This is a genomic window from Streptomyces sp. CNZ301 (assembly GCF_004217425.1).
In genome coordinates this window covers 4,017,500-4,031,214 of the sequence record NZ_SHLG01000001.1, presented here as the reverse complement: position 1 = coordinate 4,031,214, position 13,715 = coordinate 4,017,500, and the positions used below count along the sequence as shown (strand labels likewise).

Genomic DNA, 13,715 nt, shown 5'->3' with positions numbered 1-13,715 from the left:
AGGCTGCTCCCATGAGACGGAGAGAGACGGAGGATCGCGCGGTGAGTGACGACACCTGGGCCGACCTGGCCGACCAATTCGCCGATGAGGCATACGCGTCGGTGAAGGGCCGCGTGCGCACCTACGTGATGCACCAGCAGCTGCTGGAGCATCTGCCCCCCACTCCGGCCCACGTGCTCGACGTCGGCGGTGGTGCGGGCCATCAGTCGTTCCCCCTCGCCCGGGCCGGTTACGACGTGACGTTGCTCGACCCCTCTCCCGCGATGCTGGAGAAGGCCCGACACCGGCTCCGGCGGCTGCCCGAGGAGGCCCGGCGCCGGGTGACGCTCCTGCAGGCCGACGGCGAGCACGCCGAGGAGGCGGTGGAGGGCCGGCGCTTCGACGCCGTGCTGTGCCACGGCGTCCTCGGCTACCAGGAGCGGCCGGAACCGTTGGTCGGCCGGCTGTGCCGGTGCGCCGCTCCCGGTGGCGTCGTCTCGATCATGACGGCCAACGCGGCGGCGATGGCTGTGCGTCCGGCCCTCGAACGGAGGTGGGACGACGCACTGGCGTCGTTCGACGCCAGGACCGAGGTCGGCGTGCTGGGGGTGCAGGCGCGGGCCGACACCGTGGAGGAACTCGAGGAGCTTCTGCGGAGCGGCGGCGTGGAGCCACTGCGCTGGTACGGCGTGTGGCTGTTCGTCGACTGGCTCGAGTTCGGCGGAGCCGAGCTGGACCCGGAGGATTCGAAGCAGGTGGCGGCGACGGCGGCCGCCGAACTCGAGGCCGCACGGCGAGACCCCTACCGCCGACTCAGCCGCGTCTTCCATCTCGTGGGACGCAAGGCGCTGGGCTGAACTCCGTTCCGGCGCCGCACGAGGTCCGGTCCCGCACGAGGTCCGGCGCCGCACGAGGTCCGGTCCCGCACGAGGTCCGGGCCCGACCGGTACCGCCTGCTTCCGTGAGCGGACCGTTCCCGTGGCCGGGACCGACCCGGCCCGTTCCCGTTCCCGTTCCCGGGGTTTCCGTCCCGCTCCCGTCCCCGCCCTCGTCGGGCTCGTCCGGCCCCCTCGCCCGCCGCCCGCGCCGGCCGAGCGCCCGCTGCCCGCGCCGGCCCGGCCAGGGTGCGGACCGGTGACCGGGCGTGGCCGCAGGCGTGGATCAACTGCTGCCGCGGGCCCCGTGGATGTCCTGGAAGAGTTCGAGTGCTGCGTGGTCCAGCGCCCTGCACACGGCGCCGGTCACGACGACGTGGTCGCCGAGCGCCGAGTTCTTGAGTTCCGGCGGGTCCGGGACCAGTTCGCCGACGGCGCGCCGCAGCGGTTCGAGGAGCACGTCGCCGGCCTGTGCGACCGCGCCGCCGATGACGACGAGTTCGGGGTTCAGCAGGGTGTGGAGCAGGGCGATGACGCGGCCGATCCGAGCCGTGACTTCGTCCACGACGGCGAGGGCCGACGGGTCGCCGTCCCGTGCCGCCGTGAAGACGAGCTTGGCGGTCATCCGCCGGGGGTCGCCGCCGACGGCGTCGGCCAGTGACGGGGAAGCGGTCGACTCGGCGACCGCTTCCGCGGCGAGTGTGCGGGCGAGCAGGGCGATGCCGTCCGTGTTCCCGACCCCGTCCACCATGCTGAGGAACTTCAGCTCTCCGGCGGCGCCGCGGCTGCCCTGGATCAGCCGGCCGCCGAAGTACAGACCGGACCCGAGCCGCTCGCCGGCCAGCAACTCCACGACGTTGTCGGCGTTTTGCGCGCAGCCCCGCCAGCGCTCGGCGAGCACCGCGAGGTTCGCGTCGTTCTCGACCAGGACCGGCGCGTCGAACCCCTCGCCGGCCACCTTCCTCAGGTCGATCTTGGCGAGCCCGGGCAGGTAGTCCTCTTCGGCGACGACGTGGCCGCCGTCGTCCACGGGGCCCGGAACGGCCAGGGCGATGGCGAGCACCGCGGACTTGTCCAACCCGGCCTCGTCGAGGGTGGTTTCGACCGCGCGGTGCATCTGGTTGAGCCGGGCCCGTGCCCCGATGCCGCCGCCGCGGAAGCTGCGGGTGTGCTCCGCGAGTGAGTCACCGCGCAGGTCGGCGACGACGGAGGTGACCTTGTTCTGCCCGAGGTCGATGCCGAGCACATACCCCGCGGCGGCATTGAACTCGTACTGGCGCGCGCGGCGGCCAGGGCCCGAACCGCGCTGGGGCGGGCGCTGCTCGATCTCGTGGACCCATCCCCTGCTGATCAGGTGGTCGCAGACCGTGTGCACCGTCGGACGCGACAGGCCTGTGACCTCCATGAGTTCGGTGCCCGTGGCGGGGCCTGTGGCTCGCAGCGCGTCCAGAACGGCACCGGCGTTGAGCCGGCGCAGCAGGGGTGAAGTCGCAGTCGGTTCGCGATTGTTCACGTGTCCCCCCTCTTGACTCCGTGCGGTTCCGCAAGCATGCTCCAGAAACCCATTTAATAAACGTCGCTCATCAATCTGCAAGTCGGACCCGTGCAGCACGGGCTCTCAGGTCGCAGGGCAGCTGAGTTCAAGGAGGACGGCCCATGAAACGAACGCGTGCACTGACGGTGGTCACTGCCCTGATGCTCGGCGCGGCCGGGTGCGGCACCGGCGGTGCGGGCGGCGGGGAGTCGAAGGACGCTGCGGAGAAGCTGCCCCCGGGAGAGAAGGTCTCCGGAGAGATCACCTTCTGGCACGCGTACGGCGCCGACGGCAGCGAGGTGAAACAGCTGGAGAAGAAGGTCATACCTGCCTTCGAGAAGGAGCACCCGGGCACAAAGGTCAAGCCGGTCACCATCCAGTACGACAAGCTGCACCAGAAGCTTGTCACCTCCGCCGCCGGCCAGTCCCTGCCGGACGTCGTGCGCTCCGACGTCGTCTGGGTGCCCGAACTGGCCAAGCTGGGTGTGCTGGTTCCGCTCAGTGACGCGCTCCCGGACTTCGGGAAGCTGAGCGGCCAGGTCTACGAGGCGGCGCTGGAGACCAACGCCTACAAGGGCAAGCACTACGGACTGCCGCTGGACACCAACACCAAGGTGATGCTCTACAACGAGCAGGCGCTCGAGAAGGCCGGCGTCAAGAGCCCGCCCAGGACCTTCGACGACTTGCGTGCCGCCGCACCCAAGCTCGCCGCCCGCAAGACCTTCGCGCTCGCGGAGGCCGACGCCGCAGGATGGAACGTACTGCCGTACATCTGGTCCAACGGCGGCGAGATGATGAACAAGGCCAAGACGAAGACCGACGGCCACCTCAACGGAAAGAAGTCGGTCGAGGCCGTGCAGCTCCTGGTCGACCTGTACAAGGAAAAGGCCCTGCCGAAGCTCGTGCTGGGCAAGGGCGGCGCGCTCCCGGCCCCCGAGGGTCTGGCCAAGGGCAAGTACGCGACCACCCCCGACGGCCCGTGGACGTACCCGCCCATGGAGAAGCAGTACCCGGACTTCGAGATGAAGGCCGCACCCATGCCCAGCAGCGACGCAGGCAGCATCAGCGTGGTCGGCGGCGAGAACGTCGTCGTCACGTCGTCGTCGAAGAACAAGAAGCTCGCCGCGGAGTTCACGCGGTTCCTGGTCTCCCCGAAGGCGCAGATGATGATGGCCGAGACGGGACAGCTCTCGGTTCTCAAGTCCCTGAGCGACGACATGGCCGAGCTCAAGCCCTACTACAGGCCGTACATGAAGCAGCTGGAGACCGCGCGGCCCCGCCCTGCGACGCCGTCCTGGACGAAGATCGACGACATCCTGCGCAAGCAGGTCCAGTTGGCCGTACGCGGCGACGTGCCCGTGAAGAAGGCGCTCGACGAGGCCGTCGAGAAGATCGATCCGCTGCTGGCCCGGGACTGAACCGGTGGCGGTACCGACAGCACCGACCGCGGGCCCGACCGGGAACACGCCGCGCAAGGCCGGCCTGATGCGCCGCGCCGTCCCCCGCGGCAGACCGCCGAACGGGACGGCGCGCAGGCGGACCGATCTCACGCCGTACGCCTTCCTGCTGCCCGGCTTCGCGCTCTTCTGCCTGATCGTGGCCTACCCGCTCGGCCGTGCACTGCAGATCAGCTTCTACGACTGGGCCGTCGTGCCCACGCAGGTCAGTCAGTTCGTCGGCTTCGACAACTACGTACGGGGCCTGCAGGACGGCCAGTTCTGGCTGAGCCTCGCCAACGTCGGCGTGTACCTGGTGGTCACCGTGCCCGGCCAGATCGTGATCGGGATGTTCCTGGCGGTCCTGCTCGACGCCCGGCTGCCCGCCCGCGGCCTGTTCCGGGTGCTGTTCTACATCCCGGTGGTCACGAGCTGGGTGGTCGTGGCCCTGCTCTTCAAGTACCTGTTCACCACCGACGGCGGAGCCGTGAACTGGCTGCTTCACGACGTGCTGGGCCTGGTCGACCACAACGTCCCCTGGTTGCAGGAGCGTTGGACGGGCCTGCTCGCGGTGTGCGTGCTCGGGGTCTGGAAGGGGGTCGGCTGGGCGATGGTCATCTTCCTCGCCGCCCTCACCGGCGTCAGCTCGGAACTCAAGGACGCCGCCGCCATCGACGGTGCCAACGCCTGGCAGCGGTTCCTGAACGTGTCGCTGCCGGCGATACGCAGAACGCTGCTGTTCGTGATCGTGATGCTGATCATCGGCGGCTTCAACGTCTTCATCTCGATCCTGCTGATGACGGACGGCGGACCGGCGGGGAGCACCGAGGTGCCGCTCACGTACATGTACAAGCAGGCCTTCGAATTCCTCGACTTCGGTTACGCCTCGGCGCTGTCGTTCCTGCTCGCCGTCGCGATCGCGGTCGTCTCCTTCGTCCAGTTCCACCTGTTCCGCGACGACGGCACCGGAGCCCCCCGATGACAGTCCCACTGCGCGCACCGCGCTCATCCCGTGCTCCGCGCTCCGTGCGTCACCGGGCGCACTCGCGGGAACGGTTCTCGAAAGTGCTGCGCCTCGCGGTGCTCTCGGCCGGCGCCCTCGTGCTGATCGCCCCGTTCCTCTACATGGCCGGCACGTCGTTCAAGCCGCACGCGTACCTGCTCGAGGTCCCGCCGCGGCTGATCCCCGAGGACCCGACCACCGCGAACTACTCGACGGCACTGAGCAGCAACAACTTCGGGCGCTACTTCCTCAACTCGATGTACGTCGCCGCGTCCACCACGTTCGCGGTGCTGCTGCTCGCGTCGACGATGGCGTACGCCTTCGCCCGGTTCGACTTCCCCGGCAAGCGCACCCTGTTCGCGGCGCTGCTCGGGGGGCTGATGATCCCGGGCATCGTCACGATCGTCCCGCAGTTCGTCCTCGCGTCGAGCCTCGGCCTGCTGAACTCGCTGAACGGGCTGGTCCTGTTCTACTCCGGCAGCGCCGTCGCCTTCATCACGTTCCTGCTCCGCGCGTTCTTCGAACGGGTCCCGCAGGCATTGGACGACGCGATGACGGTCGACGGCGCCGGGCCCGTACGCAAGTTCGTCAGCCTCTACCTGCCGATGGTGCGCCCCGCCCTGGCCACGGCGGCGATCTTCGCCTTCCTCGGCGCCTGGGACGAGTTCGTCTGGGCGCTGACCGTCATCGACGACCCGGACAAGCGCACGCTGCCCATCGCGATCGCCGCCTTCCAGGGGCAGCATGCCACCCAGTGGGGCCTGGTCTTCGCGGCGTCCGTGATCGCGATCCTGCCCGTCCTGGCCGTCTATGTCATCGGGCAGCGGCAGTTCATCGCCGGCATCGCTTCGGGGGCCGTGAAGGACTGACCCGAAAGGACAGACACCGGCACACGGCCGAACCGTACGTACGACTGAAAGATCACCTGTGACTTCGAGCCTCATCGCGTCCGCCGACGACCGGGACGACGCCACCGCCGAGCGTGAGTGGTGGAAGACCGCCGTCGTCTACCAGGTCTATCCGCGCAGCTTCGCCGACAGCGACGGCGACGGCATCGGGGACATCCCCGGCATCACCGCCCGGCTGGACCACCTCGCCCGCCTGGGTGTCGACGTGCTGTGGCTGTCCCCGGTCTATCCCTCGCCGCAGGACGACAACGGGTACGACATCAGCGACTACTGCGACATCGACCCGAGCTTCGGCACCCTCGCCGACTTCGACGAACTGCTGGCGGCCGTGCACGAGCGCGGCATGAAGCTCGTGATGGACCTCGTGGTCAACCACACCTCGGACCAGCACCCGTGGTTCGCCGAATCCCGGTCCTCGTCCGACTCCCCCAAGCGCGACTGGTACTGGTGGCGGCCGGCCCGCGAGGGCACGGTGCCGGGCGCTCCCGGCGCCGAGCCGAACAACTGGCGGTCGTTCTTCTCCGGCTCCGTATGGCAGTTCGACGAGGCGACCGGCGAGTACTACCTGCATCTCTTCTCGCGCACACAGCCCGACCTCAACTGGGAGAACCCCGAAGTGCGCGCCGCCATACACGCGATGATGCGCTGGTGGCTCGACCGCGGCGTCGACGGCTTCCGGATGGACGTCATCAACATGATCTCGAAGGACCCCGCGCTGCCGGACGGGGCCGTCGGCGAGGACGGCACCTACGGCGACGGCGGACCCTTCTACCTGTCCGGGCCGCGCATCCACGAATACCTTCAGGAGATGCACCGCGAAGTGTTCGCGGGCCGCGACCGCCGGCTACTCAACGTGGGCGAGATGCCCGGCGTCAGCGTGGAGGAGGCCGGGCTGTTCACGGACCCGGAGCGCCGCGAGCTCGACATGGTGTTCCAGTTCGAGCACGTCGGACTCGACCACGGGACCAGCAAATGGGACCACCGCCGGCTTCGACTCCGCGACCTCAAGGAATCGATGGGGCGCTGGCAACGGGGCCTCGCCGGAACCGGCTGGAACAGCCTCTACTGGAACAACCACGACCAGCCGCGGATCGTGTCCCGGTTCGGCGACGACGGCGAACACCGGGTCCGGTCGGCGACGATGCTGGCCACCGTGCTCCACCTGCACCGCGGCACGCCGTACATCTACCAGGGCGAGGAGCTCGGCATGACCAACGCGCCGCTCCGCACCATCGACGACTTCCGAGACATCGAGTCCCTGAATCACCACGCCGAGGCGGTCGCCGCCGGTGCCGAGTCGGCCGACGTGGTGGCCGCGATGCGGCCGATGGCCCGTGACAACAGCCGTACGCCCATGCAGTGGGACACCTCGCCGAACGCGGGATTCACGACCGGGACTCCCTGGATCGCCGTCAACCCGAACCACACCGAGATCAACGCGGCGGCCCAACTCGACGACCCCGACTCCGTCTTCCACCACTACCAGCGGCTCATCGCGCTGCGCCGCACCGAACCGGCCGTCGCGTACGGGGACTTCACGATGCTGCTCCCGGACGACGACCGGGTGTACGCGTTCACGCGGCGGCTCGGTCATACCGAGTTGCTCGTGCTCGCCAACTTCACCGGCGCTCCCGTCGTCACGGAACTGGACGACGGCGCCGACCGGGCGGACCCGGCGGGCGCCGAAGTCCTTCTCACAAACGTCGGCACGCCCTCGGAGCGCGTCGGCGAACTCGCCCCGTGGGAGGCGACCGTCTACCGCCGGAGCGTCGTCGGGTGATCAACCCTTCAGAGGTGAGCCGGCGGGTGTGACTGCGGGTTCCTTCCAGTCCGGGGACCGGTGTGAGGGCGGGGCGGAAGTCTCTTCGCTGCCCCACCCGGCCACCGCGCCGAGCGCGCGAGGGGGAACGAGGAAACGCCGAACACGAAGGGTTCCCCGGTCAGCCCGCGGCGCCGGGACGCGGGGCGCCCTGGAAGACCTGCCGAGTGTGCCAGGTCCGGTGGGAGGCAGCGACCGGGCGGGTGCCCGGCTGCGGGCCGATGACCGGGCGGTACGCGAGCGCGACCACATGCTCGCGGGCCGCCGCGCTGTGCCCCGCGAAGTGCTGGGAGACGAGTATGCGGTGGCCCTCTCCGATACCGAGGACGCCCTTGTCGAACAGCTTGTGGTGCAGCGTGCACAGGCACAGACCGTTCTCGACGTCGTCCGGCCCGTCGAACGCCCACCAGCGGACATGCGCGGCCTCCAGCCCGACCGGCACCGCCCCGATCCGCCCGTCATAGCCGCAGAAGGCGCAGCGGTACTCGTACGCGGTCAGCACCAACTCCCGCATCCGCCGGTCCCGTTGCCGCCGCCCGGGCACCAGCGGCCGGAGCTCGGACGGCTCCGGCTCCAGCTCCAGAGCGACGGCCTCGCACAACTCGGCATGCAGAGACGGCGGGAAGTGCCGATCGAGCAACATCCGCGCCATCCGGTGGAGAAGCGACGGCTCGCGCCGCAGCGCGGCCCTCAACTCCGGGGCGAGCCGCCCCGTCGCACCCGTGGCCCGCAACTCCCGGACGCCGCTCCCGGGACTGCCGGGCCCACGGTCGGTACGCACCTCCCACACCCCGTCGCTGACGAGATGATGGAACGGATAGGCGGGCGTCGTCCTGTGGGCCGGGCCGTACTCGGTCAGCAGCCGCTGCAGATCCGACTCCACTGCGCTGTACCGCAGTTCGCCCTGCGCATCGTCCTGGAACCGGCCGAGCGCGTACAGCAGCAGCAGGGGCTTGTGGGGCGCGCGCGTACCGTTCCCCGACCACTGCCTCAGCTTCGCGGTGCGCTCCAGCCAGTCCATGACCGGTGATCATAATTCCGCGCTCAGCTCCATGTGAGGCGGCGGACGGCGGCAGAAAGCTCAGGCGGCCGCGAGCGAGGGTGATGCGGTACCGCTCTGCGAGCGCCGCGTCCCGGCCGGCCCGGGGCGCGCACACGGGCTACTTCCGTCCATGGTTTCCAGAGCCTCCGGTCGGCCGCTGGGGCTGGAGGGCTGTGCGAAAACGGGCGGTTCGCAGCCGAGCGCCGCTGAGTAGCTGTCTTTTCGCTGGGGGCATCGGCCGTACCGAGTTCGACCCGGACCGCTCCCGTCCGGCGGACGACAGCGAACTACCGCTGGAGTACTAGCTGGTGCCGGCGACGGTGGCGCCCACGGTCGCGGCGCCCACGATGGCGACGATTTCGTACTGCATCGCCTCCAGGGCCTTGCGTACCGCGGGAGCGACCCAGTTTTCCTGCGCCAGTTTCGCCGTGCGCCGTTCGACGTCCCGGGCCGGGATCCCGGGGAAGGCGCACTCGTACAAACCGGCAGCACTCAGTAGAACCGCCAAGCCGACAGTGCGTTCATCCGGTGTCTCGCCCCGTAGCACCACACCGGCCAACCGATCGCGGAGCGCGACCCCCACGGAGCTGTCGAGCGTGGGATAGCGACGTGTGGTGAACAGCCCCAGCGTCCTGCTCACCTCCTCGCGCACTGTCCCCCTCTCACGAAGCCGGTCCAGTGCCTTGCCGCGAGCGTTCTTACGGAGCTCACGCACCCAACTCTGCGCGGTGGCCGGCTTCTCTCGTGCGGAAAGCACCGCAAGCGCGTCGTCCAGTACGGCAGAACCCACAGGTGTTCGGTCGGCTACGACGACCTTGTGGTGGTCCACGTCGAGCCGCCCTGCCAGGGCCAGTTCAAGGAGGACAGCTCCGGCGGCGGCGCAATCCGTCCGCCACGGCTCCGGAAAGCGCCCCCGAGCGTCAATGGAGAGCAGAACCACCTGCTCATCGAGTGTCATTTGCATACCCACAACACTCCCACACGACCGGCGGCCCAATGGAGGCCTGATGCTGCCGCATGAGAGGCAGCAAGATGACACCAAAACCCCTTCGTTCGGAGATTGACGCATGCCATCGTATGTGATGCCGGAAGCGAGCAGCCGAGGAATCCAATCACCTTTCTGATGAGGGGATTCCCAGGTCGCGATTTCCGTGCGCTCGGCTCCCGAGTCCGGTGCCGAACGAGAAACCACGAATGCACGAGAAAGAAGGAGACACACTCATGTTGCTCGAGAAGGTCAACAACAGTCACCTGCTGGAGGGCGTACTGATGGACGCCGCGAACGTGGAGGGCCTGTCGCCGGCCGAGCCCGTCCTGTCCACCCCGGCTGCCGCTGTCGGTGGAGCCCTGGTCACCGCGGGTGCGTTCGGAGCAGGCGTCGGGCTCGGGGTCACCCAGGCCCAGGCTGGCTGACAGCCCCGCATCAGCGCCCCAAGCAGAGTCAAACCGTCTCTCAAGGAGCAAACGTGACTGCAATATCCACCAAGGTCAACGCAAGCCAGGAACTCAACGGCGTCTCGATCCACGCCGGTGAGAACGAGTGCAACGGACGGATGTCTCCGGTCCTCGCCACCCCTGCCGCGGTCGGCGCCGGACTGGCCGGCGCAGCCGCCATCGCCGGTGCGGCAGCCGGGGGCATCGCGGTCGGAAATGCCGCCGGGCAGGCCGCGGGCGGCTGACCCACGCCGCGCGATGCCGCCTCTCGATAACCACCTGCCACCCGCGTCGGTGAGAGGCGGCACATAACTCCTGTGGCCGGGGAAGGGAAAGGGAAAAGCGAAAATGAACATCTCCTCTGCGGCACGGAGATTACTCTCCTCCCCGGTCATAGGCCGGGAGCGCGCACTGACCACCGCGGAACAGCTCAGCGCGACCGCATATCTCATGAGCAGCCTGGAAATACTGGCAGCCGAACGCGACCGCCAGAAAGGCGGTTTGAACAACTGGGATCTGGCCCGGGACAATTACACATGGGCACCGCCGAAGGTGCGCGAGGCGCTCGACTTCCTCGCCAGGCCGGGCGTCACCCGGTGGATACACGGGGCCCGCGCACTCGCCGCCGCCTCGCTGCTCGTACCGGGCACCAGCCGGCACCACCGCGCTGCCGCGAACGGATTCCTCGCCCTCACCTCGGTCGCCACCTACCCGAGGCACCACTACGGAACCGACGGATCGGACCAGCTCTCCTTCATCGTGCAGTCCGCGGCCGTGGTCGCCCGATTCGGCCAGCGGCAGCCGGCACTCGTCGACAGCTGCCTGTGGTACGTGGCGCTCCAGGCCACGCTCTCGTACGCCACATCGGGCTATGTGAAGCTCGTCAGCCCCCTGTGGCGCTCCGGCGAGGCCCTGCCGGGCATCATGCGCACCGAGACCTACGGTGACGCCAAGGTCTACGACCTGATGAAGCGCTATCCCAAGGCATCCCGGAAGCTGGCGCACGCGGTACTCGCCATGGAGTGCGCCTCCCCCGCGGTGTTCCTCGCCAAGGGACGGCTCGCCCCGGCGATGCTCGCCGGACTCGGCTCGTTCCACGTGGTCAACGCCCGGGTGATGGGTCTGAGCCGTTTCGTGTGGGCCTTCCTTGCGACCTACCCCGCGATCCTCTACGTCACCCGGAGCCGCGAGTCCACGAAGCCCGGCGGAGGCAGCCGATGACCGCAACCACGAGGATCACGATGCACCCCGTACGGAATGACGCGCTCCCTCGCATCGCCGGCGGCCTGCTGAGCGCCGTCGTCGCGACCGGGCTGACCGTCCAGCAGCTTCGCCACCGCAGGGTGCTGCGCGGTCAGGGCGACGAGTCGTTCTTCGGGACGTCCACGGGCAACGTGCTCGCCTATCGGCTCACCGAGGCCGAAGGACCGGATTCGTCGTCGCCGGTTCTGGTCTGCGAGACCGGCCTGTGCTCCACCGTGGAGCACTGGATCTGGCTGTGCCGCATGCTCGGCCGCGACCACCCGGTTCTGGCGTACAACCGGGCCGGGTACGGACGAAGCGAGTACCGGCTGCGGGAGCCCTTCTCCCTTGCCGCGGCCGTCGCCGACCTGCGCGACCTGGTCCGTGAGGTCTGCCCCTCCAGGCCGGTGGTACTCGTCGGACACTCGCTCGGCGGCCATCTCGCGCTGCGGGCGGTCGAGCCGCTGCGCGATCTGGTGATCGGCGTCGTGCTGCTGGACCCCAGCCACCCCGCTGAGCTGCTGCGGTCGCGCATACAGGCCGACGGCGCCAACGTGTTGACCTCCGCTCTGGCGCTCATGCCGGAGTCCGCCCGGCTCGGTCTGGGCAGCCTGCTCGCCTCGCCTCCCTGGCTGCGGTGGCTGCCTGAGGGCGTGCGGCCGCTGGTCCTGGACCAGTTCCGCGACTGGAAGCTGTGGAAGGCCACCGTTCGTGAATGGCGCGCGACCCACACCGAGTTCCTCAACCACGACGGCGTGCTGCCGAAGGTCGGTGTACCGCTCCGGCTGGTGGCCGCGGCCACCACGCACGCAAGGGACCCGATCCACGCCGAGCTGCACCGGGAGCTCGTCGACACCTCGCCCGATGGCGACCTGTGCCTGATCGAGGACGCCAGGCACGACGAGCTCGTGATGAACGAACAGCCCGCGGCCCAGGTAGCAGAGCTGATCCGGGAGTTCACCAGCGGACTCCGCACCAGCGGGCTCTGCACGAGCGGGCTCCGCCCAACACCCGATGCGCCGGAGGTGCGCTGATGTTGCTGCCCAGGACCAAGAGCGAAGTGATGACGCGGGCGGTGGAGCTCGGCTTCGCGAGCTGGCTGACGATCACGATACTGAGCCAACACCCGAACACCACCTTCGATCGGCTTCGGACAGCCGACAAGGTCGGGCTGCTCATACCCAACTGGCGGTTCTTCGCCCCGACCCCGGCGCAGCACGACTTCCACCTGCTGTACCGGACGCTGGACACCGACGGCGAGCAGTCCGCCTGGCAGTCGGCATCACAGATCAACAAACGGAAATGGGCCCACGCCGTCTGGTTCCCCGGACGCCGTCAGGAGAAGGCCGTCTTCGACGTGTGCGGCGAACTGGGCAGGTTGGTCGGCCGCAAGGATGTGAAGGTCGCCGACAGCGCGGCGTACCGGCTGCTTCGCGACTTCGTCATCCGGCACCTCGACGAGTCCGACCCGCGACGGGCCTCGCTCACCGGCTTCCAGTTCCTGGTGGTGCTCTACAGCGGACACGACGACTCCGAGGACCCGCAGTACTCCTTCATCTCTCCCTTCATCCGGCTGCCGGAGCCAGACCCCACGGACCACACCGACGACGCCGATCACACTGGTCGCGCGGACCAATTGGAGCACGCGGCATGACGGAGACCGAGGCCACGCCGCAGATCGACGACCCCGGCTACGGCCGCAGGTTCGCCGACTTCTACGACAAGCTCTTTCCCAAGAACGCCGGTGCGGAGGGGATAGCCGAGGCTCTGGCGGCCATGGCCGGTGGCGGTCCCGCACTGGAACTGGGCGTGGGCACCGGGCGGATCGCCATACCGCTCGCCGAACGCATCGGCGCTGTCATCGGCGTCGACTCCTCCCCGGAGATGCTCGAGGAACTGCGCCGCGACGTGGAACGCGCCGGCGCTCCGGTCCAGGCCGTCCACGGTGACCTGCGCACGTACGAGGACGAGTTCAGCTATCCCCTCGTCTACCTGGTGTGCGGGACCCTCTCGCTGGTGCTCGACCCCGAGCAGCAGCGGCAGGCGGTCGCCAGGGCGGCACGCCACGTCGCACCGGGCGGCCGCCTGGTGATCGAGAACTTCAACACCCCGGGGATCCTCGCCATGAGCCAGGACAGCGGGCACTTCATCTCCTTCGCTCCCTACCCCGACCCCAACACCGGGCTGCTCACCTCCTGGTCGGTCGAGAAGGACACGGGTCTGTGGCAGTCGTCCCACGTCTGGTTCGAGGACAACAGCTTCCGCATCGCCTCCGACGTCAACCGGCTCATCCCGCCGGAAGAGGTCGACCGCTGCGCCACCGCGTGCGGGCTGGAACTGGTTCACCGCTGGTCGGACTGGCAGGGCACGGCATACGACGAGCACAACGCGACGTACATAGCCGTCTACGAAGTGCCCTGACGGGACGGTGGGACGGGCCGGC

14 protein-coding genes are annotated in these 13,715 nt (G+C 69.0%); 11 read left to right on the top strand and 3 right to left on the bottom strand.

The features are described 5' to 3' along the window. The first annotated feature begins 41 nt into the window (after positions 1-41). Positions 42-836: a methyltransferase gene (locus EV375_RS17395; RefSeq protein ID WP_130300240.1), complete on the top strand. Its 795-nt coding sequence runs from the start codon at positions 42-44 to the stop codon at positions 834-836. A 304-nt stretch (positions 837-1,140) separates the two neighbouring features. Here EV375_RS17395 and EV375_RS17390 read toward each other — a convergent pair whose 3' ends face one another. Further along, positions 1,141-2,367 carry an ROK family transcriptional regulator gene (locus tag EV375_RS17390; protein WP_165434762.1) on the bottom strand — a complete coding sequence of 409 codons (1,227 nt, stop codon included), beginning with the start codon at positions 2,365-2,367 and terminating at the stop codon, positions 1,141-1,143. A gap of 143 nt (positions 2,368-2,510) precedes the next feature. Between EV375_RS17390 and EV375_RS17385 the strand changes: the two genes are divergently transcribed. From EV375_RS17385 to EV375_RS17370, 4 genes are read left to right on the top strand one after another with little or no spacing between them, the layout of a single operon-like run. Beyond that, positions 2,511-3,806 carry an extracellular solute-binding protein gene (locus EV375_RS17385; protein WP_130300238.1) on the top strand — a complete coding sequence of 432 codons (1,296 nt, stop codon included), beginning with the start codon at positions 2,511-2,513 and terminating at the stop codon, positions 3,804-3,806. Between the two features lie 4 nt (positions 3,807-3,810). Continuing rightward, positions 3,811-4,806, top strand: a complete 996-nt coding sequence (locus tag EV375_RS17380) for a carbohydrate ABC transporter permease (RefSeq protein ID WP_486588538.1) — start codon at positions 3,811-3,813, stop codon at positions 4,804-4,806. After that, positions 4,803-5,696: a carbohydrate ABC transporter permease gene (locus EV375_RS17375; RefSeq protein WP_130300237.1), complete on the top strand. Its 894-nt coding sequence runs from the start codon at positions 4,803-4,805 to the stop codon at positions 5,694-5,696. Before EV375_RS17380 ends, EV375_RS17375 begins: the two co-directional genes overlap by 4 nt. A 58-nt stretch (positions 5,697-5,754) precedes the next feature. Next, the gene (locus EV375_RS17370; protein ID WP_486588537.1) at positions 5,755-7,515 is read left to right on the top strand and encodes a glycoside hydrolase family 13 protein; all 1,761 of its coding nucleotides are present in this window, start codon (positions 5,755-5,757) and stop codon (positions 7,513-7,515) included. Positions 7,516-7,675: 160 nt separating this feature from the next. Here the strand turns inward: EV375_RS17370 and EV375_RS17365 are convergent, their stop codons facing one another. Both EV375_RS17365 and EV375_RS17360 read right to left on the bottom strand, forming a co-directional pair. Further along, positions 7,676-8,575 (bottom strand): phosphorothioated DNA-binding restriction endonuclease, encoded by a 900-nt coding sequence (locus tag EV375_RS17365; RefSeq protein ID WP_130300236.1) that lies wholly within the window; start codon positions 8,573-8,575, stop codon positions 7,676-7,678. A 322-nt stretch (positions 8,576-8,897) separates the two neighbouring features. Then, a complete protein-coding gene (locus tag EV375_RS17360) occupies positions 8,898-9,554 on the bottom strand; it encodes a GOLPH3/VPS74 family protein (protein ID WP_165434761.1) in 657 nt (218 codons plus the stop codon). Between the two features lie 263 nt (positions 9,555-9,817). On the opposite strand from EV375_RS17360, the gene EV375_RS17355 reads away from it, so the two are divergent. The 6 genes from EV375_RS17355 (at position 9,818) to EV375_RS29175 (ending at position 13,693) form a co-directional block, all read left to right on the top strand. Further along, positions 9,818-10,009, top strand: coding sequence for a hypothetical protein (locus tag EV375_RS17355; RefSeq protein ID WP_130300234.1), 192 nt, complete (start codon positions 9,818-9,820; stop codon positions 10,007-10,009). Positions 10,010-10,062: 53 nt separating this feature from the next. Next, positions 10,063-10,275, top strand: a complete 213-nt coding sequence (locus EV375_RS17350; protein ID WP_130300233.1) for a hypothetical protein — start codon at positions 10,063-10,065, stop codon at positions 10,273-10,275. Positions 10,276-10,378: 103 nt separating this feature from the next. Next, positions 10,379-11,251, top strand: a complete 873-nt coding sequence (locus EV375_RS17345) for a hypothetical protein (RefSeq protein WP_130300232.1) — start codon at positions 10,379-10,381, stop codon at positions 11,249-11,251. Further along, complete coding sequence (locus tag EV375_RS17340; protein WP_130300231.1) at positions 11,248-12,306, top strand: alpha/beta fold hydrolase; 1,059 nt, start codon at positions 11,248-11,250, stop codon at positions 12,304-12,306. The genes EV375_RS17345 and EV375_RS17340 overlap by 4 nt, the downstream gene beginning before the upstream one ends. After that, positions 12,306-12,926, top strand: coding sequence for a hypothetical protein (locus tag EV375_RS29180; protein ID WP_165434760.1), 621 nt, complete (start codon positions 12,306-12,308; stop codon positions 12,924-12,926). Before EV375_RS17340 ends, EV375_RS29180 begins: the two co-directional genes overlap by 1 nt. Next, positions 12,923-13,693, top strand: a complete 771-nt coding sequence (locus EV375_RS29175) for a class I SAM-dependent methyltransferase (RefSeq protein WP_165434759.1) — start codon at positions 12,923-12,925, stop codon at positions 13,691-13,693. The genes EV375_RS29180 and EV375_RS29175 overlap by 4 nt, the downstream gene beginning before the upstream one ends. The last annotated feature ends 22 nt before the right edge of the window (positions 13,694-13,715 follow it).